We start from the raw sequence: 20941 nt of genomic DNA, 5'->3' as shown, positions 1-20941 counted from the left end.
GGCGGCCGCCGGCGCGTGCTTCGCAGGCGCCAGGGGGCGCTGTCGCGGGCGTGGCTGCCGATTCGCGCCATCGTGCGGATCGCGCGGCGGCGCCGCTTCGTCGAAGCGCGACGAACAGTATCCCGTGTCTCGTGCGTCGGGCTTTCCGACATCGACGACGGCGGCGGCTTCGTTCGCACGAAGCGGCGCGCCAGGGGGCGCGCGCATGCGGCGTTGCTTTTTCCGAATGCGAGGCCGAGAATGCGCTGAGGATTGCGCCGGGCCGATGTCGCGCGATCCCGCCATCGGCACTACGCGGATAAAGATCATGAAAAGACCGCTTTCGCTGACAGTCCTGGGGTGGTTCGTCATCGTCTCGAACGTGATCGGGTTGATCTCGCTGCCGTTTTCGCTTCGCGATCCCACCTCGCTCGCGGTGCTGCGCCACTCGCCGCTGCCGCTCGAGGCGACCGTCGCGCTCGCCGTCGTCAGCGAGACGCTGCATCTCGTCGCCGGGGTCGCGATCCTGAAGGGACGGATCTGGGGACGCAATCTCTACGCGATCGTCGCGCTCGTCGGATTCGCGATCTCCGCGTTCACGACGCCGTTCAAGGGCATGTTGATCATCGTCGCCGCGCTGATCGCGCTGTTCCTGCTCATTCTGTATAGCCCGGCCGCGACGGCCTACTTCAGGCAGGCAGCGTCATGAACGTGCTGCGCGACGTGCTCGCCGTGCTGCTGCACGTGCTCGGCAGCTTCTTCGCAATCACCGCGACGATGCTCATCGTCTGGCTGCAACCCGCGATGCCGCGGCGGCTCGTCTGGATTGCGGCGCTGCTCGTCGGCGCGGGCGCGCTGTATGCGGCCGGTGCGGCGATCGGCGCGTTCAGGCCGCGACTGCGGCCCGTCGGCATCGCGCTCGTCGTGTCGTCCGGGCTCGTGCTCCTCGACGTGCTCGCGATGGTTGGGCTGCGGCTGTCGCCGGATCTGCTCGCGATGGCGACCGCGTAGCATCCGGGGCTTGCGTTCTCGCTTCAGGATTTCGTGTGGGCGGCGCTGCTCGCGCTTGCGATCGGCGTCGCGGGCTGGCGGTTTGCTACGCGCAGCGGCGACTGACGCACGCTTGCCGGAACCTCGGCGGATTGTCTGCCGCACGACGGCGAAGCACGGCCGAGTCGGTGTGCCTGGCCGCGCCGTCCGCCGCTCAGCCCGTGACGCCGTCGATCCTTCGCGCGAAGCCTTCTGCGCTGCACAAAACCATTCAATTTCCAATCTCAGTTCTTTCAATTTCATTCATGTCGGCGTCATATCTCCCCCGTATCGTCCTTTCGTTTTTGAAAGAAACCACACCAACGGGAAGCCGAAAACATGAAGCGAGTGAGACTGGCGGCGCTCCTTTGCGCGAGCGTCTTCGGGGCGGCGGGCTGCGGCAGCGACGAGCCGAAGAGCCCAGCCGCATCGGACGACGGCGCGCAAACGACCGCCGCGCGCAATGTGATCTTCTTTCTGGGCGACGGGATGGGGATGACGACGCTGACGGCCGCGCGGATCTATGCGGTCGGCGAGGACGGCGCGCTCACGCTCGACACGCTGCCCGAGACCGCGTTCGTGAAGACCTATTCGAACGATGCGCAGGTGACGGACAGCGCGCCGTCGATGTCCGCGTACATGACGGGCGTGAAGACGAACAACGAAGTGATCTCGATGACGCCCGACACGAAGGCGATCGAGCCGACCGCGAGCCTCACCGGCAATTGCGGCGCGAACAACGGCAAATCGGTGCCGACGCTTCTCGAGATCGCGAAGGCGAAGGGACTCGCGACGGGCGTCGTGACGACGACCCGCGTCACGCACGCGACGCCCGCCGCGACCTACGCGCACGTGTGCCATCGCGACGCCGAGAACGACATCGCCGCGCAACTCGTGCCGGGCGGCGCGGGCTACAACGCGGCGCTCGGCGACGGCGTCGACGTCGTGCTGGGAGGCGGCACGCAGTTCTTCGTGCCGAAGGACGCGGGCGGCAAGCGCGCGGACGGCCGCAATCTCGTGAACGAGCTGAAGGCGAAGGGCTACGCGATCGCGCAGAACCGCGACGCGCTCCTCGCTGCCGATGCGACGAAGAGCGGCAAGCTCGCGGGCCTTTTCGCATCGAGCCACATGAGCTACGACCTCGACCGCGGCGCGACGAAGGAGCCGAGCCTCGCCGACATGGCGGCGCGCGCGCTCGACCTGCTGCAGAAGAACCCGAACGGCTACTTCCTGATGGTCGAAGGCGGGCGGATCGACCACGCGCTGCACGACACGAACGCGAAGCGCGCGCTGCAGGATACGGTCGCGTTCGACAACGCGATCAAGGCGACGCTCGACAAGGTCCGCCAGACCGATCCGGATCTGAAGAACACGTTGATCGTCGTGACGGCCGACCATGACCACACGCTCGTGCTGAACGGCTACGCGGCGCGCACGGGCAAGACGGAAGCGGGCAAGCCGGGCGTGCTCGGCGTGCTGCGCAACTATCAGACGGGCGCGATCGCGAAGGACGCGGACGGCGCGCCGTACACGATCATCGGCTTCGGCAACGGCGAGAACCGCGTGCAGGGCAGTCGCGCGGGCACGAGCCTCACCGACGCGGTGACGGGCGCCGACGACTACCGGCAGGAAGCGGTCGTTAGGATGGCGAAGGGCGGCGAGACGCACGGCGGCACCGATGTGTTCCTCGGCGCGATCGGGCGCGGCGCCGACGGCTTCCACGGCGTGATCGAGAACAATAAGGTGTTCGAGCTCGTGCGCAGCGCGGCGCAGCTCTGAGCGCGGCTTTGACGGAACAGGGGAAAACAGGATGTCGACTATGAAGCGCATCGCGGCGGCGGCGTTCGCCGCGGCGGCCCTCGCGGGCGGTTTCGGCAACGCGGCGCATGCCGAGGGCCAGGCGAAGAACGTGATCTTCTTCCTCGGCGACGGGATGGGCCCGACGACCGTGACGGCGAGCCGCATCTACAAGGTCGGCGAGGCCGGTCAACTGACGATGGAGAAGCTGCCGCGCACCGCGCGCATCAAGACTTTCTCGAATGACGCGCAGACGACCGACAGCGCGCCGTCGATGGCCGCGTACATGACCGGCGTGAAGATGAACAACGAAGTGCTGTCGATGTCGTCCGACACGCGCGCGATCGCGCCGGGCAGCGACGCGAACGGCAACAAGACGGTGAACAACTGCGGCGCGAACAACGGCAAGGCCGCGCCGACGCTGCTCGAGCTCGCGAAGGCGCGCGGCAAGGCGGTCGGCGCGGTCACGACGACCGAGCTCACGCACGCGACGCCCGCCGCGACCTACTCGCACATCTGCCATCGCGATGCGCAGTACGACATCGCCGCGCAGGCGGTGCCGGGCGGCGCGGGCTACAACGCGGCGCTCGGCGACGGCGTCGACGTGCTGATGGGCGGCGGCCGAAATCACTGGACGCCGTTCGATCCGGTCGCGAACAAGCGCGGTCGCGCGGACGGGCGCAATCTGCTCGCCGAGCTGCAGGCGAAGGGCTACGTGGTTGCCGCGACGAAGGACCAGCTCGCGCAGGCGGGCGGCGGCAAGCTGATCGGACTCTTCAGTACGACGAGCCATCTCGAGTACGAGCTCGATCGTGTCGCGGGCAAGGGAGAAGGCCCGGCGCAGCCGAGCCTCGCGGAGATGACCGCGAAGGCGATCGACGTGCTGTCGAAGAATCCGAACGGCTATTTCCTGATGGTCGAAGGCGGCCGGATCGATCACGCGCTGCACGGCACGAACGCGAAGCGCGCGCTCGAAGACACGGTCGCGTTCGACGAGGCGATCCGCACCGCGCTCGCGAAGGTCGATCTGTCGAACACGCTGATCGTCGTAACGGCCGACCACGACCACACGATGACGATCAACGGCTATTCGAAGCGCGGCAATCCGATTCTCGACATCAGCCGCAGCTATCGCGACGGCCAGCCCAGCAAGGACGCGGACGGCAACACGTATACGACGCTCGTGTTCGGCAACGGCGCGAACCGGCCGAACCTGCGCGCGTCGGTGGATTCGGCGACCGCGACGGGCGAGGCGTACCTGCAGGAAGTCGGCGTGCGGATGGGCAGCCCCGGCTCCGAGACGCACGGCGGCGGCGACGTGATGCTGTTCGCGGACGGCGCCGATGCGAAGGCGTTCAAGGGCACGCTCGACAACACGAAGGTGTTCGGCCTCGTGAAGTCGGCGTTCGGGTTCTGAGCAAACGGGAGGCGATGCGGATGTTCGCGGTGAAACGAACCGTCGCGCGGCGCGTGTGTGTTGTACTTGGTGCGGCGGTTACGCTCGCCACTGCGTCAGCGGTTGCCGCGTCTTCCGCACCCGATCTCGACGCGGTACTGCTGCACGAAAGTACATCGGTGAGCGCGGACGGCGTGACGCGCACCGTCGTCTATCGCGAGCGGATGGTGCGCCGCGACGGGCACGTGTGGATCGAGCGCGTGCTGCCTGCGGGTGTGAAGCATGCCGAAGCAAACGACGCGCACGCGCATGGCGATCACGCGCACGACGATGCGCGTGCGCAAGCACCGCGCGGCGGCGTGCGTCCCGCCGCGGCGACGACGGACGCGCACGCGGGCCACAAGCACTTCAACTTCGATGCGGCGACGCGGCACGTGACGTACGACGGCGGCCGGGTCCGCATCGAATACGTGGATGCGGCGCAGCGCACGATCGTCGCGGTGCCGTCCACCGAGTACGAGACGACGGGCTTCGACGGCTCGTGGGACAACGCGTACTACATCACGCCGCCGTCGCAATTGAAGCGCTTCGCCGCGAAGTCGAAGCCGGGGCCGACGCCCGGCACGCGCTGGTACGAGCAGACGGTCGGCGCGCCGCGCGCGCAGGGCATGAACCGCATTCTGTGGAGCGACACGCTGCAGGCGCCGCTCGCGATCGAGTATCGCAGCGCGGACGGCCACGCGGCGCGCAAGCTGACGCTCACGCCGGCGCCGCGCGCGAAGGTGCTGCCGTGGCAGCAGTTGCAGTCGTATGCGCGCAAGGAATACGCGGACTATCTCGACTGACGTGCGAAGCGCGATACGTTCGCGTGCGATGCTGCGCAAGGCAAGGCAAGGCAAGGCAAGGCAAGGCAAGGCAAGGCAAGGCAAGGCAAGGCAAGGCAAGGCGCGCGTAGGTACGTTTCGTCGTGCCGCGCTGCGCCGCGCACGCGCACGCGGGTTTTTCGTCGGTTACGATGCTGGCTGGTTCAATTCGACCCGGGCCGCTTCGATGCCAGCTTCCTCGATCCTTCTCGAAGTCATCGCGACGACGATCGGCGATGCGAAAGCCGCCGCCCGCGCGGGCGCCGATCGTCTCGAACTCGTCACCGCGATCAGCGAAGGCGGATTGACGCCGAGCATCGGCGTGATCGAGGCCGTCGCGGCCGCGGTGCCGATTCCCGTCAACGTGATCGTGCGGCCGCACAGCCGCTCGTTCCATTACGACGCGAGCGAGCTCGCGGCGATCGCACGCGACGTGCGCGCGGCCGTCGCGGCGGGCGTGAACGGCGTTGTGTTCGGGATGCTCGATGCGCACGGCGACGTCGATCTCGATGCGTTGCGGCGCATCGCCGACGCGGCCGACGGGCGCGACCTCACGTTTCATCGCGCCTTCGACGTCGCGCGTGATCTGAATGCCGCGCTCGACACGCTGCTGCGCGTGCCGTCTGTCACGTCGGTGCTGACATCGGGCGGGCATCCGTCGGTGCTCGACGCACGCGAAGTCGTCGCGCGGATGGTGCGCCGCGCCGAAGGCTCGACGTGCACGGTGCTCGCGGGGGCGGGGCTTACTGTCGATGCGGTCGGCGGCTTCGTGCGCGCGACAGGTGTGCGGGCCGTGCACTTGGGCTCGGGCGTGCGCGAGCGCGGCGAGGTGCTCGCGCCGATCGACGAGCGGCTCGTCGCGAAGGCGCGTGCGACGCTCGATGCGGCGGGGCGGGAGTAGGGCCCCGATCGAACGCGGGCACGTGTGCGTGCGAGGATTCGTCGATGCGTGACAAAAAGGACCGGGATCTCATGATCATGAAAAACACCTCAAAGATTGGATCGGCGTCCAACTTTCGGGGGGCAGTTCATCGTCCCGGCATTTTTGTATCGATCATGCTGGCGTTTGGTGTTCGGCGTTCAACTTCCGCACCGAGCACCGAGCACCGAGCACCGAGCACCGAGCACCGAGCACCGAGCACCGAGCACCGAGCACCGAGCACCGAGCGATAAGCGCCGAGCCTGCGTTGACCGGCAGCCGCATTTCCGCGCGCACCGCCGACATCGGCCCTCGTACTCAAGCCCTCAAGCCCTCAAGCCCTCAAGCCCTCAAGCCCTCAAGCCATCAAGCCCTCAACTGCGTCGCCTCGCTCGCCGACATCCCGAGCCGCGCGAGCAGCTTGCGGTCCGCTTCCGCGCGCGGATTGCCGGTCGTCAACAGCACGTCGCCGTAGAACATCGAGTTCGCGCCCGCGAGGAAGCACAGCGCCTGCATCGAATCGTCGAGCTGCTCGCGGCCCGCCGACAGCCGCACCATCGCCTTCGGCATCGTGATCCGCGCGACCGCGATCGTGCGCACGAACTCGAGCGGGTCGAGCGGCTCCGCGCTCTCGAGCGGCGTGCCTTCGATCGCGACGAGATTGTTGATCGGCACAGATTCCGGATACGGGTTCATGTTCGCGAGCTGCGTGAGCAGGCCCGCGCGCTCGCGGCGCGATTCGCCCATTCCGATGATCCCGCCGCAGCACACGTTGATGCCCGCGTCGCGCACGCGCTCGAGCGTGTCGAGGCGATCCTGGTAGGTGCGCGTCGAGATGACCTGGCCGTAGAACTCCGGCGACGTGTCGAGATTGTGGTTGTAATAGTCGAGGCCCGCTTCGGCGAGCGCCTTCGCCTGATGCGCCTCGAGCATGCCGAGCGTCACGCAGGTCTCGAGGCCCATCTCCTTCACGCCGCGGATCATGTCCTTGATCGGCTCGATGTGCCGATCCTTCGGATTGCGCCACGCCGCGCCCATGCAGAAGCGCGTCGCGCCGTTGTCCTTCGCGGCGCGCGCGGCGGCGAGCACCGCATCCACTTCCATCAGCTTCTCCGCCTTCAGGCCGGTGTCGTGATGCGCGGACTGCGAGCAGTAGCCGCAGTCCTCTTCGCAGCCGCCCGTCTTGATCGACAGCAGCGTCGACAGCTGGATCGCGTTCGCGTCGAAGTGCTCGCGATGCACCTGCTGCGCACGGAACAGCAGATCGTTGAACGGCAGCTCGTAGAGCGCGATCACGTCGGCGACGCGCCAACGCGGCGCGACGGGCGCGGCCACCGGCGTTTCGGTCGTCGCGGAAGCGGTTTGAGCTTGGGTCATGTCGGTCATCCTTCGGAACAGGGATCGATTCGAAAAATCATGGGCGATCGGCGATAAGCCGGCAAAAAATCAGCGCGGCGCGGCGGCGCGCAGCGCGTTCAGCAAGCGGTTCACGTCGAGCGCGTCCGACGCCGCCTCCGGCGACGGCGGGCGCATGTGCGCGACGTCGCCGACGAGCGGCGCGCAGTGCTCGCGTTCGAGCCATGCGCGCAGCGTGTCGACGTTCTCGTCGGCGAAGCGCATCGCCGGATCGACGCGGTTCGCGACCCACCCGGCGATCGCGAGGCCGCGCGCGGCGATCGCGTCGGCGGTCAACAGCGCGTGGCTGATGCAGCCGAGCCGCACGCCGACGACGAGCACGACGGGCAAGCCGAGCGCGATCGCGAGATCGGCGGTGTCGCGCGTGTCGGTCAGCGGCACGCGAAAGCCGCCGACGCCTTCGACGACGACGACATCCGCTGCTTCGCACGCGCGGCGATGCGCGGCGACGATCGTGTCGATGTCGAGCGTCACGCCTTCGCGCGCGGCGGCGATGTGCGGCGCGGCGGGCGCCTTCAGCAGGAACGGCGTGCGGATCGCGGCGGGCAGCGCGACGTTCGCGGCGGCGTCGAGCTGGTCCGCGTCTTCGTTGCGCCATACGCCGTCGCGCTCGTATGCGCCCGCGGCGATCGGCTTCAGCGCGGCCGCGCGCAGCCCGGCGCGCGCGAAGCCGTGCAGCAGCGCGGCTGACACGAAGGTCTTGCCGATCTCGGTATCGGTGCCCGTCACGAACAGCGAAAGCGGCGCGCTCATGCGGCGGCCTCGACCGGTGTGACGAGCGCCGCTTCGAGGCGCGCGAGATCGTCGAACGAATGCGCGGCCGACAGCGAGATCCGCAGCCGCGACGTGCCGGCCGGCACCGTCGGCGGCCGGATCGCGGGCACCCACAGGCCTTGCGCGTCGAGCGCGGCCATCGCGGCGAGCGTCGCTTCGTTGCTGCCGATCACGAGCGGCTGCACGGCCGTGTGCGAATCGACCGGCCGCCACGGCGTCGCGCGCAGGATCGCACGCGTGCGGTCGATCAGCGCGGCGAGATGCGCGCGCCGCGCGTCGCCTTCGTCGCTCGCGATCACCTCGAGGCTCGCGGACACCGCGCACGCGACGGACGGCGGCGCGGCCGTCGTGAAGATGTAGCTGCGCGCGCGCTGCACGAGCCATTCGATCACGGTCTCGTGCGCGACGACGAACGCGCCCGCAACACCCGCCGCCTTGCCGAGCGTGCCGACGTAGACGAGGTTCGGCGAGCGCAGCCCGTATGCGGCGAGCGCGCCGCGCCCTTGCGGGCCGAGCACGCCGAAGCCGTGCGCGTCGTCGACGACGAGCCATGCGCCGTGCGCTTCGGCGAGCGCGACGAGGCGCGCGAGCGGCGCGACATCGCCGTCCATGCTGAACACGGTGTCGGAGACGATCAGCTTCGTTTGCGCGTCGGATGCGGCGAGCCGCGCTTCGAGCGCGTGCATGTCGCCGTGCGAATAGACCGCTACGTCGGCGCGCGACAGCCGCGCGCCGTCGATCAGCGATGCGTGGTTCAGTTCGTCCGAGAAGATCGTCGCGCCGCGGCCCGTGAGCGCGGTCAGCGCGGCGAGGTTCGCCATGTAGCCGGTGCTGAAGTAGAGGGCGCGCGGCGCGTCGGAGAAGCCGCCCGAGAATGCGGCGAGTTCGTCTTCGAGCGCCGCGTGCGCGCGCGAGTGGCCGCCGAGCAGATGCGAGCCGCCGCTGCCCGAGCCGTAGCGGCGCGCGCCTTCGGCGAAGGCTTCGATCAGCCGGGGGTGGGCGGCGAGCCCGAGATAATCGTTGCTGGCGAAGCCGACGATCTCGCGGCCGTCGACCGTCATGTGCGCGCTGCACGCGGTGTCGGCGATGCGACGGCGGCGGCGCAGCCCTTGCGCGTCGAGATCGGCGAGGCCGCGTTCGAGCGTGGCGAGCAGATTCATGAGCGTGCCTCCGTGAGCGTTGCGTCGAGCGTCGCGCGCGTGCGCGAAGCGAGCCATTCGATTTCGCCGTCGTCGAGAATGTACGGCGGCATCAGATAAACCGTCGTGCCGATCGGGCGCAGCAGCGTCTCGCGCGCGAGCGCGTGCTCGAAGAAGCGGCGCGGGAACGTCTTTGCCGCGTCGCCTTCGAGCGCGACGTCGAACGCGAAGATCGTGCCGCGCTCGCGCAGGTGACGCACGTGCGGATGCGACGCGAGCGGCGCGAGCGCTGCGCGCATCAGCGCGGACTTGCGCGCGTTCTCGGCGAGCACGTCGTCGGCGTCGAACAGGTCGAGCGTCGCGACCGCCGCGCGGCACGCGAGCGGATTGCCGGTGTACGAATGCGAGTGCAGGAAGCCGCGCGCGACGTCGTCGTCGTAGAACGCATCGAAGATCGCGTCGCGCGACAGCACGAGCGACAGCGGCAGATAGCCGCCGCTGATGCCCTTCGACAGACACATGAAATCGGGCCACACGTTCGCCTGCTCGCACGCGAAGAATGTGCCGGTGCGCCCGCAGCCGACCGCGATCTCGTCGGCGATCAGATGCACGTCGTGCGCGTCGCACAGCGCGCGCAAGCCGCGCACGTACGACGGATCGTGCATCGCGAAGCCGGCCGCGCACTGCACGAGCGGCTCGACGATCAGCGCGGCGATCCTGTCGCCGCGCTCGGCGAAGAGGCGCTTCACGTCTTCGAGCGCGCGCGCGGCGACGTCCGCGGCCGTTTCGCCCGGCTGCGCGTTGCGCGCATCGGGCGACGCGACGACGTGCGCGGCGCGGATCAGAGGATCGTACGCGTCCTTGAACAGCGCGACGTCGGTCACGCCGAGCGCGCCGATCGTCTCGCCGTGATAACCGTTCGCGATGCAGACGAATTCGTGCTTGTCGCCGCGGCCGCGATTGCGCCACGCATGGAAGCTCATCTTCAGCGCGATCTCGACGGCCGACGCGCCGTCCGATGCGAAGAACGCATGGCCGAGCGTGTGCCGCGTGCGCGCGGCGAGACGCTCGGCGAGCTCGATCGCGCTCTCGTGCGTGCAGCCCGCAAGCATCGCGTGCTCGAGCGTGTCGAGCTGCGCTTTCAGCGCCGCGTTGATGCGCGGGTTCGCGTGGCCGAACAGGTTCACCCACCACGAGCTGATCGCGTCGAGATAGCGGTTGCCTGCGCGATCGACGAGCCACGCGCGTTCGCCGCGCGCGACCGGGATGAGCGGCAGCCGTTCATGGTGCTTCATCTGCGTGCAAGGGTGCCAGACCGCGCGCAGGCTGCGCGCGACCCAGTCGTCGGTTGCGTGTGTGCTCAAGACTGCTCCGGGACCAAAACGCGTCGAGGGCGCGAGAGGCGCCGCTCGCTCATGCGGGATCGACGGCGGCGAAGGCGCTCGATCGGATGGCGAAAACGCGTGTGCAAAACGAAAACCGGGGCTGAGATTAGCGTGTTTTGCGCTTCGTTGCAGTACCCGTTACAAAACGCTGGCGCCTTTCTGGTGGCGGAGTTCGGCGCATTTCGCGACGGCTCGCGACGGTTCGGTTCAGATCGTTCGAATAGGGCGCATAAGGCGACGGCAAAGAGTCGCTACCCGTTGAACGGAAACCGTGCGGCGCATGGCCGAAAAACGGTGAGCGACGGAAAAAAGCGCTTTCGCGCGCGGTCGAATGCAATCGGCGTGGACTGAGGAGCCGGTGGCGCGCGCGGACGACGCGCGGCATCGATGTGAGGAAAGCGGAAAAAAAGCGGGGAAGGAAAGCGTCTTGCCTCGACGCTGGCACACGCGCGGCCGATGAGCCGATCAGCGGCTCGCGAGCGCGCGCGCGGCGCTCGGCGATTCGTCTGCCGTTTGCGCGCCCGCATCGCGCCAGACGACGCGATTGTCGACCGCATAGAGCTGGCATTGTCCGGCGCCTTGCTTGCGGCAGCCTTCGAGCGCGAGCGCCATCGGATCGTCGCCGCCTTCGGCCCACGACCACGCGCCTTCGCTCGATACCGCGAACGCGCGGCTCGGATGCTGCGCGAGGAAGCGGCGATACGCGGCGCGGCCGGCGTCGTCGACGAACGGCACGGCTTCGACCGCGTCGATCGCCGCGTAGCCGGTCGCCTTCGGCTCGTGCGGATTCGCGACCGCGTAGCGGACCGAGGTCGGCAGATCGAGCTGCGCGAGGAACGACGCGACGGGCGGCCACCAGATCGGCACGCCGTCGCGATCGACGATGATCCGGTGCGCGTCGTCCTTGTAGCGGCCGAAGTCGACGAAGAGCGTGCTCGCGCCGTGCGACGTGTACGCGTCGCGCAATCGCGCGACGAGCGCGGGCGACCACACCGAGTCGTTGTCGCCGTACAGCCACAGCGATGGCACGTGCGTGCGCGAGCCGTACGTATCGAACGCGTTGACGAGGTTCTTCTGCCAGCCTTCGCAGAGATCCTGGCGCAGCCCGCCCGAGAAGTTGATGATCCCGCGCACGCCGCGCGCGGCTTCGGCGCCGTAGGCGAGCGACACGAGGCCGCCGTGCGACGTGCCCGCGACGACGACGCGCCGCGCGTCGACGTAAGGCAGCTTCGACATGTAGCCGATCGTCGCGGCGACGTCGCGCGCCTGCGCGACGCCGTTGCGCTCGACGTCGCAGCCTTCCTGGATGTACGCGCCGCCCGAGCCCGCGAAGCCTTCGCGGTTCGGCGCGACGACCGCATAGCCGCGCCGCACGAACTCGCGTGCGAACGACAGCGGCCGGCTGCGCGGCTGCGCGCGCAGATCGCCGGGATTCTTGCCGTGGTTGAAGACGACGAGCGGGAACGGGCCGGGGCCGTCCGGCTTGAACACCGTCGCCTCGAGCGTGACCGTGCCGGCGGCGTCGATCGGGATGCGGATGATCGTTTCGTTGAGATTCGCGGCGACGGGCGGTAGGCCCGAATCGCCGTAGTCGAAGCGCTCGGCGTTCGCGAGCGCGCGGGGCGCGGCGGCAGGCGCGGACGGAATGCCGGACGGCAGCGGACCGGCCTGAGCGGCCGACAGCACGCATGCCGCGATCCATCCCGTCATCACCTTGCCAAATGCCATGCCTGAGCCCACCGACGCGAATTGCACCAAATGTGGGCCATCCTAGCCTGACAAATTTCGGTTGTGCAATGCCGGAATAACCCGGCATTGCGAAATTCGTCGCAGTCCGCGGATATCGGCCGGGGCGAACTCAGCGGTCGCTTACATCGCCGTCGACATAGCGCCACGCGCCTTGCGCGTCGCGCGTGAAGCGGCTCGTTTCGTGCATCCGGTGCGCGCGTCCGCCGACTTTGTAGCGCGCGACGAATTCGACTTCGGCGTGCGTATCGTCGAGCGGCGCATGACGCCTGATCGCGAGGCCGAGCCAGCGCGGCGCGTCCGCGCGGCCGGCGTCGGCGTTTGCGTTGAGGTCGGGCGGGCAGGTGCGCGGGTCCCAGGTCGCGCGCAGGTAGTCGGTCGCGCCGAGCACGTAGGCGCTATAGCGCGAACGCATCAGCTCGAGCGCCGTCGACGCGGGGACATGCTCGTCGATCAGGCGTCCGCAGCAATCCGCGTAACGCGGCGCCCGTGCATTCGCGGACGCGCCGGGCGCGGCGCCGCCGCACGGACAGTCGAGCGGACGCTCGGAGATATTCGTCGTGGCTTGCATCGTGATTCGAGGGACGGAGCGGCCGGCTCACCAGCCGAGCTCGACGCCGTCGTATTGGAAGAAGCGGCCGTTCGCATGCTCGCGGTCGCCCGCCGCCTGCGCGATCACGCGGCGCATGCCGGCGACGCTCGCCTGCGGATCGAGCGCGGCCTGCGCGCCGCCCATGTCGGTGCGCACCCAGCCCGGATGCAGCGCGATGCAGGCCGCATGCCGCGCCTGCAGCGACGCGACCCGCAGCGCGTCGTTCACCGCCGCCTTGCTCGCGCGATACAGCCAGCCTGTCGTGCCGGTCGCCTCGCTGATGCTGCCCATCTTGCTCGACAGCACCGCGAGGACGCCGCGGCTCTCCTCGACGAGCGGCAGCAGGATCGGCAGCAGCAGCATCGGGCCGAGCACGTTCGTGTGCATCACCGCGTCGAAGTCCCCCGCGCTGACGGGCTCGACGCCCGCCGTGCGCGGACCGTACACGCCCGACACGACGACGGCCGCGTCGAGCGCGACGTCGCCCAGCCGCCCGTCGAACGCGGCGACCGCTTCGGGCTGCGCGACGTCGAGCGCGAGCGCGCGCGCGCCGATCGAATCGAGCGATGCGAGCGACGCTTCGTCGCGCGCGGTGGCGATCACGCGCCAGCCGTCGTGCAGATATTGGCGCGCGAACTCGCGGCCGATGCCGCGCGATGCGCCGACGATCAATACGGTCTTCATCGAAGGACTCCTGTTCGAGTGCGCGCCGGATCGGTCAGATCAGCTCGATGCCCATCGCGGTCGCCTCGCCGCCGCCGATGCACAGGCTCGCGACGCCGCGCTTGGCCGCGCGCGCGCGCAGCGCGCCGATCAGCGTGACGAGGATGCGTGCGCCCGATGCGCCGATCGGATGGCCGAGCGCGCACGCGCCGCCGTTCACGTTCACCTTGTCGTGCGGCAGGTCGTGCTCCTTCATCGCCGCCATCGTGACGACCGCGAACGCCTCGTTGATCTCGTACAGATCGACTTCGGCCGCGCGCCAGCCGTTCTTGTCGAACAGGCGGCGGATCGCGCCGACGGGCGCCGTCGTGAACTTCGACGGCGCCTGCGCGAACGTCGAATGGCCGACGACGCGCGCGAGCGGCGCGACGCCCAGCCTGTCGGCCGTCGAGCGGCGCATCATCACGAGCGCGGCCGCGCCGTCGGAGATCGACGACGCATTCGCGGCGGTCACGGTGCCCGTCTTGCTGAACGCGGGCTTGAGCGTCGGAATCTTCTCGGGGCTTGCCTTGAACGGCTGCTCGTCGCGCGCGACGATCGTTTCGCCCTTCTTGCCGGCGACCGTCACGGGCGCGATTTCCCACGCGAACGAGCCGTCTTCGTTCGCCCGCTTCGCGCGCGCGAGCGATTCGATCGCGAACGCGTCCTGCGCCTCGCGCGTGAACGCGTACTCGCCCGCGCATTCATCGGCGAACGTGCCCATCAGGCGGCCCTTGTCGTACGCGTCCTCGAGGCCGTCGAGGAACATGTGGTCGAGCACCTGGCCGTGGCCCATCCGCATCCCCGCGCGCGCCTTCGGCAGCAGGTACGGCGCGTTCGTCATGCTTTCCATGCCGCCCGCGATCGCCACGTCGACCGAGCCCGCGACGAGCATGTCGTGCGCGAACATCGCCGCGCGCATGCCCGAGCCGCACATCTTGTTGACCGTCGTGCAGCCGACGGAAAGCGGCAGCTTCGCGCCGAGCGCCGCTTGCCGCGCGGGGGCCTGGCCCTGACCCGCGGGCAGCACGCAGCCCATGATTGCTTCGTCGATCTGCTCCGGTTTCAGGCCCGCGCGCTCGAGCGCCGCGGCGATCGCGGCCGCGCCCAGCTGCGGCGCGGCGAGCGAAGCGAAGTCGCCCTGAAAGCCCGCGATCGGCGTGCGTGCCGCCGAAGCGATGACGATCGGATCCTGATCAACAGCCGTCATGTTTCGTCTCCTTGATGGTTTGGGCAATGAGATCGACCGCGCCGGCGAGCTGCGCCGCGTCGGCCGCCACGACGTCATTGTCCGCCGAATGCGCGCTTTTTGCCGAGAGCGCGCCGACCGCGCGACGGTACGTCGCATCCAGTTCGTCGGGATGCGACACGGACATCCCGAGATTGCGCATCCGGCCGTCCTGCACGCCGTACACGAGCGCGTGCACGGTGAGCGGCTGGCCGCGCGCCCACGCGTCGTTGACGATCGTCGTGCGGCACACGTTGACGACCTGCTCGATCGAATTCAGTTCGATGAGGCGCCGGTAGCGCGCTTCGCCGAGCGGCCATTCGTCGAGCAGCGACGCGTGCTTCTCGCGCACGTCCTGCACGTGATGCAGCCAGTTGTCCGCGAGCCCGACGCGGCGGTTGTGCAGCGCCGCGTTCACGCCGGAGCAGCCATAGTGGCCGACGACCATGATGTGCTTGACCTTCAGCAGATCGACCGCGAACTGGATCACCGACAGGCAGTTGAGGTCGGTGTGCACGACGACGTTCGCGATGTTGCGGTGGACGAACACTTCGCCGGGCGGCAGGCCGATGATCTGGTTCGCGGGCACGCGCGAATCGGAGCAGCCGATCCACAGATACTCGGGCGCCTGCTGGTCGGCGAGGCGCGAGAAGTATTGCGGGTCGCCGGCGAGCTTGCGTTTGACCCAGGCGTCGTTGTTGTCGAACAGATGGGAGAGCGGATGGTCGTTCGTGTTCATCTCAAGTCGTTTCCGTGGGATGAAAGAGGGGCGTTCGTGCGCGGCGGGCGGCCGCGCTCATGCGGCGGCGCGCTTGCCGGCGTCGGCCGCGTCGCCTTCGGAGAAACGCGCCGGATAGCGGATGCAGAAGCGCAGCGCCGGCTCGTACGCGAAGAAATCGGGCAGCTCGCCGCGCAGCAGGCGGTCCTTGCTGTCCTGCCAGAGTTGCGGATCGAAGAAGTCGGCGTGATGCTTCATGAAGTATTCGCGCACGCGCGGATCGCCGAGCAGGAACGGCGCGTAGGTTTCCGGGAAGATGTCGTGCGGGCCGACCGTATACCACGGTTCGTCGGACATCTCGTCTTCGTCGGTGCGCGGCGGCGGCACGCGGCGGACGTTGCAGTCGGTCAGGTACTCGATCTCGTCGTAGTCGTAGAACACGACGCGCCCGTGGCGCGTGACGCCGAAGTTCTTGTACAGCATGTCGCCGGGGAAGATGTTCGCCTGGATCAGCTCCTTCACCGCGTTGCCGTACTCGCGCACGCCGTGCTCGATCTTCGCGTCGTTGCCGCTTTGCAGATACAGGTTGAGCGGCACCATCCGGCGCTCGATGTACAGGTGCTCGATGACGAGGTTGTCGCCGTCGTATTCGAGCAGCGACGGCACTTCCTTTTCGAGCTCGCGCACGAGCGCGTCGTCGAGCCGCGCGAGCGGCAGGGCGACGCTCGAGTATTCGAGCGTGTCCGCCATCCGGCCGAGACGGTCGTGGCGCTTGACGAGCAGGTACTTGTCCATGATCTGCTCGCGCGTCGTTTCCTTCGGCGGCGGGAAGCGGTCCTTGATCATCTTGAACACGTACGGAAACGACGGCAGCGTGAACACGAGCATCACGAGCCCCTTGATGCCGGGCGCGACGATGAAGCGGTCGCTCGAATGCGACAGGTGATGCAGCAGATCGCGATAGAACAGGTTTTTGCCCTGCTTCTGCAGGCCCACCGACGTGTAGATTTCGGCCTTCGGCTTGCCCGGCATGATCGAACGCAGGAACTGCACGTACGCGGACGGCACGTTCATGTCGACGAGGAAGTACGAGTGCGAGAAGCTGAAGATGATCTTCAACTGGTCGCGGCGCAGCAGCACGGTGTCGAGCGCGAGAAGGCCCGCGCGCACGTGGCGGATCGGCACCGCGAACGGCAGCACGCGGTCGCCGTTGATGATGCGGCCGATGATGTACGCGGTCTTGTTCCGGTAGAACAGCGACGACAGCACGTGGATCTGGAAATTCACCGCTTCGTCGAACGCGCCGAACTCGTCGTGGATCGCCTGCATGATGCAGGCGATGTCGCGCTCGAGATGCTCGAACGGCGGGTTCAGCTGGAAATTCGTGACGATCCGCTCGAGCGTCGCCGCGAGCCCCTCGCTGCCCGGATAGTACGCGCGGTAGGTCGGCTTCGCGGCGGGCTCGTCGTTCTCGATGTATTCGGTCGAGATCGCCGGGCGCACGAAGATGAAGTCGTTGTTGAAGTACGAGCGATGCAGGATCTTGCAGCACACCGAATTGAAGAACGTCTCCGCGCATTCGGGCTGACGGTGCGATGTCAGGAGACCGATGTAATGCAGCTTGATCTGCGGCCAGACTTCGCTGTCGATGTTCTCGGCGTCGTACTCGTCTTCGAGCAGCTCGACGCATTCGCGCACGCGGTCGTCGTACGACGTGATGCGCTCGCGCGCGAGCCGCTGCAGCCCATGCCAGTTCGCGCCCTCGAACAGATCCTTCGCTTCGACGGCCGCTTCGCGGAAGATCCGGTAGTGGCGATCGAAGTTCTCGAGGATCGTCTGCGCGACGTCGAAGCCGATCTGCGAGGACAGCAGTTTGGGAAAGTGATTCATCGTGCGCGGGCTCACAGGCGGAAAGCTCACGCCATTTTAGCGCCCGGACGGCGTGCTTTAGGCAAAGCGGGGCGATTCGGCGCAGGCGGCCCGCGCGAACGGTTCAGCGACGTTCGCCGACGTTTCGCGGATCTTCCCGCAACGCTCGGGGTTCGCGCGGGATCGTGGCGCGATCTTTTTTCAGGGGCGCGAAGGCTCGCGGCGCGCGGTTTCGCGTTGAGCGATAGAATCGGTTCCGGTTCGCGCCGCACCGCGGGCCCGACGACAACGCAACGAGACACCCCCGATGAACGCACTGGAACACCAACTCGATTACCCGTTCGCCGACACGCTGCCCGAGCCGGGCAGCTTCGTCGAGGTCGCGCCGGGCGTGCGCTGGCTGCGCATGCCGCTGCCGTTCGCGCTCGACCACATCAACCTCTGGCTGTTGCGCGACGAGATCGACGGGCAGGCGGGCTGGACGATCGTCGACTGCGGGATCGCGTCGGCGGACATCAAGGCGCATTGGGAGCGGATCTTCGATGCGCATCTGGACGGCCTGCCCGTGCTGCGCGTGATCGTCACGCACTGCCATCCGGATCATTTCGGACTCGCGAACTGGCTGTGCGAAGGCGGCGACGGCGCGCGCTGGAACGTGCGGCTGTGGATGACGCTCGGCGAATACCTGTTCGGCTGCCTGATGGCGGCCGGCAACGGCTCGAATGCGGGCGGGCCGGGCGCGGCCGAGCACTTCGCGCGCCATGGCCTGACCGACGCCGCCGCGCTCGACAAGCTGCGCAACCGCCGCAGCTACTTCTCGGATCTCGTGCCCGGCGTGCCGCCGCGCTACCGGCGGCTGCGCGAGGGCGACGCGGTCGAGATCGGCGGACGAGAATGGCGCGTCGTCACGGGCTACGGCCATTCTCCCGAACATTGCGCGCTCCACAGCGCAGCGGACGGTGTGCTGATTTCCGGCGACATGGTGCTGCCGCGGATCTCGACGAACGTGTCGGTGTTCGATCTCGAGCCGGAGGCGAATCCGCTCGCGCTCTATCTGGGCTCGCTCGGCCGCTACGAGGCGATGGCGTCCGACACGCTCGTGCTGCCGTCGCACGGCAAGCCGTTCCGCGGGCTGCGCACGCGCATCGCGCAGCTGCGCGCGCATCACGACGCGCGGCTCGCCGAGGTGCGCGACGCGTGCCGCGAGCGGCCGTCGAGCGCGGCCGACATCGTGCCGATCATGTTCCGGCGGCGCGAGCTCGACATTCATCAGATGACTTTTGCGCTCGGCGAGGCGATCGCGCACCTGAACCTGCTGTGGCTCGCGGGCGAGCTCGTGCGCGAGACGGGCGCGGACGGCGTGATCCGGTTCCGGCAGGCGGGCTGATGCGGCCAGCGGCGCGGGGGCGGCTTCGGGCGATCGATTTAGGGCTGTCGATTGCGGCGCGTCGATGTCGCTTGCGGGCGGTTGATTCGATTGCCGTTCGCGTTGCGCCGATCGTCGATTGCCCGGCATCGTTCGGCGTGCGATGTTTGCCGCGCGCATGCCCTCCCCTGAGGCAGGCAGCCATCCGCCGCCTCAGCAAGCGAGCGCATCGCTTGTTGCGGGCCGTCGGCCGTCTTCAGGCCACCGGTTTCATGCCTCGGCTCGATCCCGCTCCCGACATCGAATCGCCGTCGCCGGCCCAATCTCGGATGCCCGGCGATCCGGCGTCACGCGACGGGCTCGAAGCGCCACCCATCTGCCGTCCACCGCATCGTATGCGTCGGTGCGAGCGCGTCGATGAACGCCGCGTCGTGCGACACCACGACGATCGCGCCCGGGAAATCCTCGAGCGCCGCTTCGAACGCCTGCACCGATTCGAGATCGAGGTGGTTCGTCGGCTCGTCCAGCAACAAGAGCTGCGCGGGCGTCTCGCGCCAGAGCGCACACGCGAGCGCGGCCTTCAGCCGCTCGCCGCCGCTCAGGCGCGCGGTCGGCTGAGTCGCGCGCGTCGCGTCGAGCTGTAGCAGCGCGAGGCGGCTGCGCAGCTCGCCTTCCACGAGCGGCGTGCGCAGCGCCGCGAGCTGCTCGACGACCGAGCGCTGCGGATCGAGCAGCGCGAGCCGCTGATCGAGATACGCGAGCGGCACGTGCGTGTCGCAGCGTCCCGAGCGAGGCGCGAGTTCGCCGGCGAGCACGCGCAGCAGCGTCGATTTCCCGCAGCCGTTCAGTCCCGCGAGCGCGATCCGCGCGGGCCCGTACGCGGACCACGTGACGGTCGCGGCGCGCGCGTGCGCGGGCAGCCACGGCAGGCGCGCGGCGTCGAGCGTGAAGAGCCGGCGGCGCGCGCCGACTTCGGTGCCCGGCAGCGACACCAGCACCGGCGCGTCCGGCTCGACGCGCTGCGCCGCCTCCTGCACTGCGTCGCTCATTGCGGCCTTCGCGTCGCGATGATCGCGCCGCACGCGGCCCATGATGTCGTTCGCACTGCCGATCAGCGCCATGCGCTCGGTACTCGACACGTTTGCCGTCAGCGCATAGCGGCGTGTGCCGGCCGCATGCCGCTGGATCGTGTCGTGCTCGCGCGCGAGCCGGCGGCGCTCGCGGTCGCGCTCCGCGCGTGCGTGATCGAGCGCGGCCTGCGCCGCGTGCGCTTCGGCGTCGCGCTGCGCGCGATACGCGGCGTAGTTGCCGCCGTAGACGCGCGCGCCGCGCGGCGTCAGCTCGACGATCCGCGCGACCTCGTGCAGCAGCGCGCGATCGTGGCTGACGACGATCAGGCCGCCGCGCCAGCGGGCGAGCGCGGCGCGCAGCCATGTGCGGCCGGGTGCATCGAGATGGTTCGTCGGCTCGTCGAGGACGAGCAGGTCGGCGCCCGACAGCAGCGCGCCGATCATCGCGACGCGTGCGAGCTGGCCGCCGCTCAGCGTGTGCGCGGGCGCATCGGCGTCGATCGGCAGGCCGGCATCGTCGAGCGCCGCGCGCCAGCGCTCGGCAAGATCCCAGCGCCCGTCGAGCGTGTCGAAGTCGTCTTCGAGCGCATCGCCGCGCGCGACGCGCTCGAGCGCCGCTAGCGGTGCGTCGAGATGCGCGACGGCGGCGGCCGTGCGTTGCGGGTCGTGCGTCGCGTCGGCATCGTGCTGTGCGACGAAGGCGATCGACGCATGCCGGCCGATCGCGCCCGCCGTCGGCGCGAGCCGGCCCGCGATCAGGCGCGCGAGCACGCTCTTGCCGGCGCCGTTGCGGCCGACGATCGCGGTCGGCGTGCGATCGAACGTGAGGTCGAGCGAATCGAACAGCGTGACGCCGTCGTCGAAGCGGAAGGAAACGCGATGGAGCGCGACGAGCGCGGTGGCGGATGCGGCCTGAGCCATGAGCACCTCCGAAAATGGGTTGCGACTTTCGC

At 68.8% G+C, this 20941-nt stretch carries 18 protein-coding genes; 7 read left to right on the top strand and 11 right to left on the bottom strand.

Annotation, left to right across the window (positions count from 1 at the left end; genetic code table 11):
• Positions 1 to 307: 307 nt before the first annotated feature.
• From WS70_RS16980 to WS70_RS16955, 6 genes are all read left to right on the top strand, one after another.
• A complete protein-coding gene (locus tag WS70_RS16980; protein ID WP_059596872.1) occupies positions 308 to 688 on the top strand; it encodes a hypothetical protein in 381 nt (126 codons plus the stop codon).
• Positions 685 to 990 (top strand): hypothetical protein, encoded by a 306-nt coding sequence (locus WS70_RS16975; RefSeq protein ID WP_226382775.1) that lies wholly within the window; start codon positions 685 to 687, stop codon positions 988 to 990. The genes WS70_RS16980 and WS70_RS16975 overlap by 4 nt, the downstream gene beginning before the upstream one ends.
• 357 nt (positions 991 to 1347) lie before the next feature.
• Complete coding sequence (locus WS70_RS16970) at positions 1348 to 2787, top strand: alkaline phosphatase (protein ID WP_059596818.1); 1440 nt, start codon at positions 1348 to 1350, stop codon at positions 2785 to 2787.
• Between the two features lie 31 nt (positions 2788 to 2818).
• Positions 2819 to 4222, top strand: a complete 1404-nt coding sequence (locus tag WS70_RS16965; RefSeq protein ID WP_059596817.1) for an alkaline phosphatase — start codon at positions 2819 to 2821, stop codon at positions 4220 to 4222.
• Positions 4223 to 4236: 14 nt separating this feature from the next.
• On the top strand, positions 4237 to 5046 hold the full coding sequence (locus WS70_RS16960; RefSeq protein WP_059596816.1) for a hypothetical protein: 810 nt from the start codon (positions 4237 to 4239) through the stop codon (positions 5044 to 5046).
• A 205-nt stretch (positions 5047 to 5251) separates the two neighbouring features.
• A complete protein-coding gene (locus WS70_RS16955; RefSeq protein ID WP_059596815.1) occupies positions 5252 to 5965 on the top strand; it encodes a copper homeostasis protein CutC in 714 nt (237 codons plus the stop codon).
• Between the two features lie 384 nt (positions 5966 to 6349).
• Here the strand turns inward: WS70_RS16955 and bioB are convergent, their stop codons facing one another.
• The 10 genes from bioB to aceK form a co-directional block, all read right to left on the bottom strand.
• The gene (gene bioB / locus WS70_RS16950) at positions 6350 to 7360 is read right to left on the bottom strand and encodes a biotin synthase BioB (protein WP_059596871.1); all 1011 of its coding nucleotides are present in this window, start codon (positions 7358 to 7360) and stop codon (positions 6350 to 6352) included.
• Positions 7361 to 7429: 69 nt separating this feature from the next.
• The gene (bioD, locus tag WS70_RS16945; RefSeq protein WP_059471891.1) at positions 7430 to 8152 is read right to left on the bottom strand and encodes a dethiobiotin synthase; all 723 of its coding nucleotides are present in this window, start codon (positions 8150 to 8152) and stop codon (positions 7430 to 7432) included.
• Positions 8149 to 9333, bottom strand: coding sequence for an 8-amino-7-oxononanoate synthase (gene bioF, locus WS70_RS16940; protein WP_059471994.1), 1185 nt, complete (start codon positions 9331 to 9333; stop codon positions 8149 to 8151). The genes bioD and bioF overlap by 4 nt, the downstream gene beginning before the upstream one ends.
• Positions 9330 to 10676 (bottom strand): adenosylmethionine--8-amino-7-oxononanoate transaminase, encoded by a 1347-nt coding sequence (bioA, locus tag WS70_RS16935; RefSeq protein WP_059596814.1) that lies wholly within the window; start codon positions 10674 to 10676, stop codon positions 9330 to 9332. Before bioA ends, bioF begins: the two co-directional genes overlap by 4 nt.
• 486 nt (positions 10677 to 11162) lie before the next feature.
• Positions 11163 to 12425: a dienelactone hydrolase family protein gene (locus WS70_RS16930; protein WP_162498969.1), complete on the bottom strand. Its 1263-nt coding sequence runs from the start codon at positions 12423 to 12425 to the stop codon at positions 11163 to 11165.
• 130 nt (positions 12426 to 12555) lie between these two features.
• Entirely contained in the window at positions 12556 to 13014 is a 459-nt protein-coding gene (locus tag WS70_RS16925) for a YchJ family protein (protein WP_059471888.1), read from the bottom strand.
• A gap of 27 nt (positions 13015 to 13041) precedes the next feature.
• Entirely contained in the window at positions 13042 to 13719 is a 678-nt protein-coding gene (locus WS70_RS16920) for an SDR family oxidoreductase (RefSeq protein ID WP_059471887.1), read from the bottom strand.
• A 34-nt stretch (positions 13720 to 13753) separates the two neighbouring features.
• Positions 13754 to 14947: an acetyl-CoA C-acetyltransferase gene (locus WS70_RS16915; protein ID WP_059596813.1), complete on the bottom strand. Its 1194-nt coding sequence runs from the start codon at positions 14945 to 14947 to the stop codon at positions 13754 to 13756.
• Positions 14934 to 15704 (bottom strand): carbonate dehydratase, encoded by a 771-nt coding sequence (gene can, locus WS70_RS16910; RefSeq protein ID WP_059471885.1) that lies wholly within the window; start codon positions 15702 to 15704, stop codon positions 14934 to 14936. Before can ends, WS70_RS16915 begins: the two co-directional genes overlap by 14 nt.
• A 57-nt stretch (positions 15705 to 15761) precedes the next feature.
• Positions 15762 to 17573: a bifunctional isocitrate dehydrogenase kinase/phosphatase gene (gene aceK / locus WS70_RS16905; RefSeq protein ID WP_059596870.1), complete on the bottom strand. Its 1812-nt coding sequence runs from the start codon at positions 17571 to 17573 to the stop codon at positions 15762 to 15764.
• A 286-nt stretch (positions 17574 to 17859) separates the two neighbouring features.
• Between aceK and WS70_RS16895 the strand changes: the two genes are divergently transcribed.
• Positions 17860 to 18939, top strand: coding sequence for an MBL fold metallo-hydrolase (locus WS70_RS16895; protein ID WP_059596812.1), 1080 nt, complete (start codon positions 17860 to 17862; stop codon positions 18937 to 18939).
• A gap of 326 nt (positions 18940 to 19265) precedes the next feature.
• Here the strand turns inward: WS70_RS16895 and WS70_RS16890 are convergent, their stop codons facing one another.
• The gene (locus tag WS70_RS16890; RefSeq protein ID WP_059471883.1) at positions 19266 to 20909 is read right to left on the bottom strand and encodes an ABC-F family ATP-binding cassette domain-containing protein; all 1644 of its coding nucleotides are present in this window, start codon (positions 20907 to 20909) and stop codon (positions 19266 to 19268) included.
• Between the last annotated feature and the right edge of the window lie 32 nt (positions 20910 to 20941).

The sequence above is a fragment of the Burkholderia mayonis genome (genome assembly GCF_001523745.2).
In the GTDB taxonomy this organism is placed as follows: Bacteria; Pseudomonadota; Gammaproteobacteria; order Burkholderiales; family Burkholderiaceae; genus Burkholderia; species Burkholderia mayonis.
This window is presented reverse-complemented; position numbering and strand designations above follow the sequence as displayed.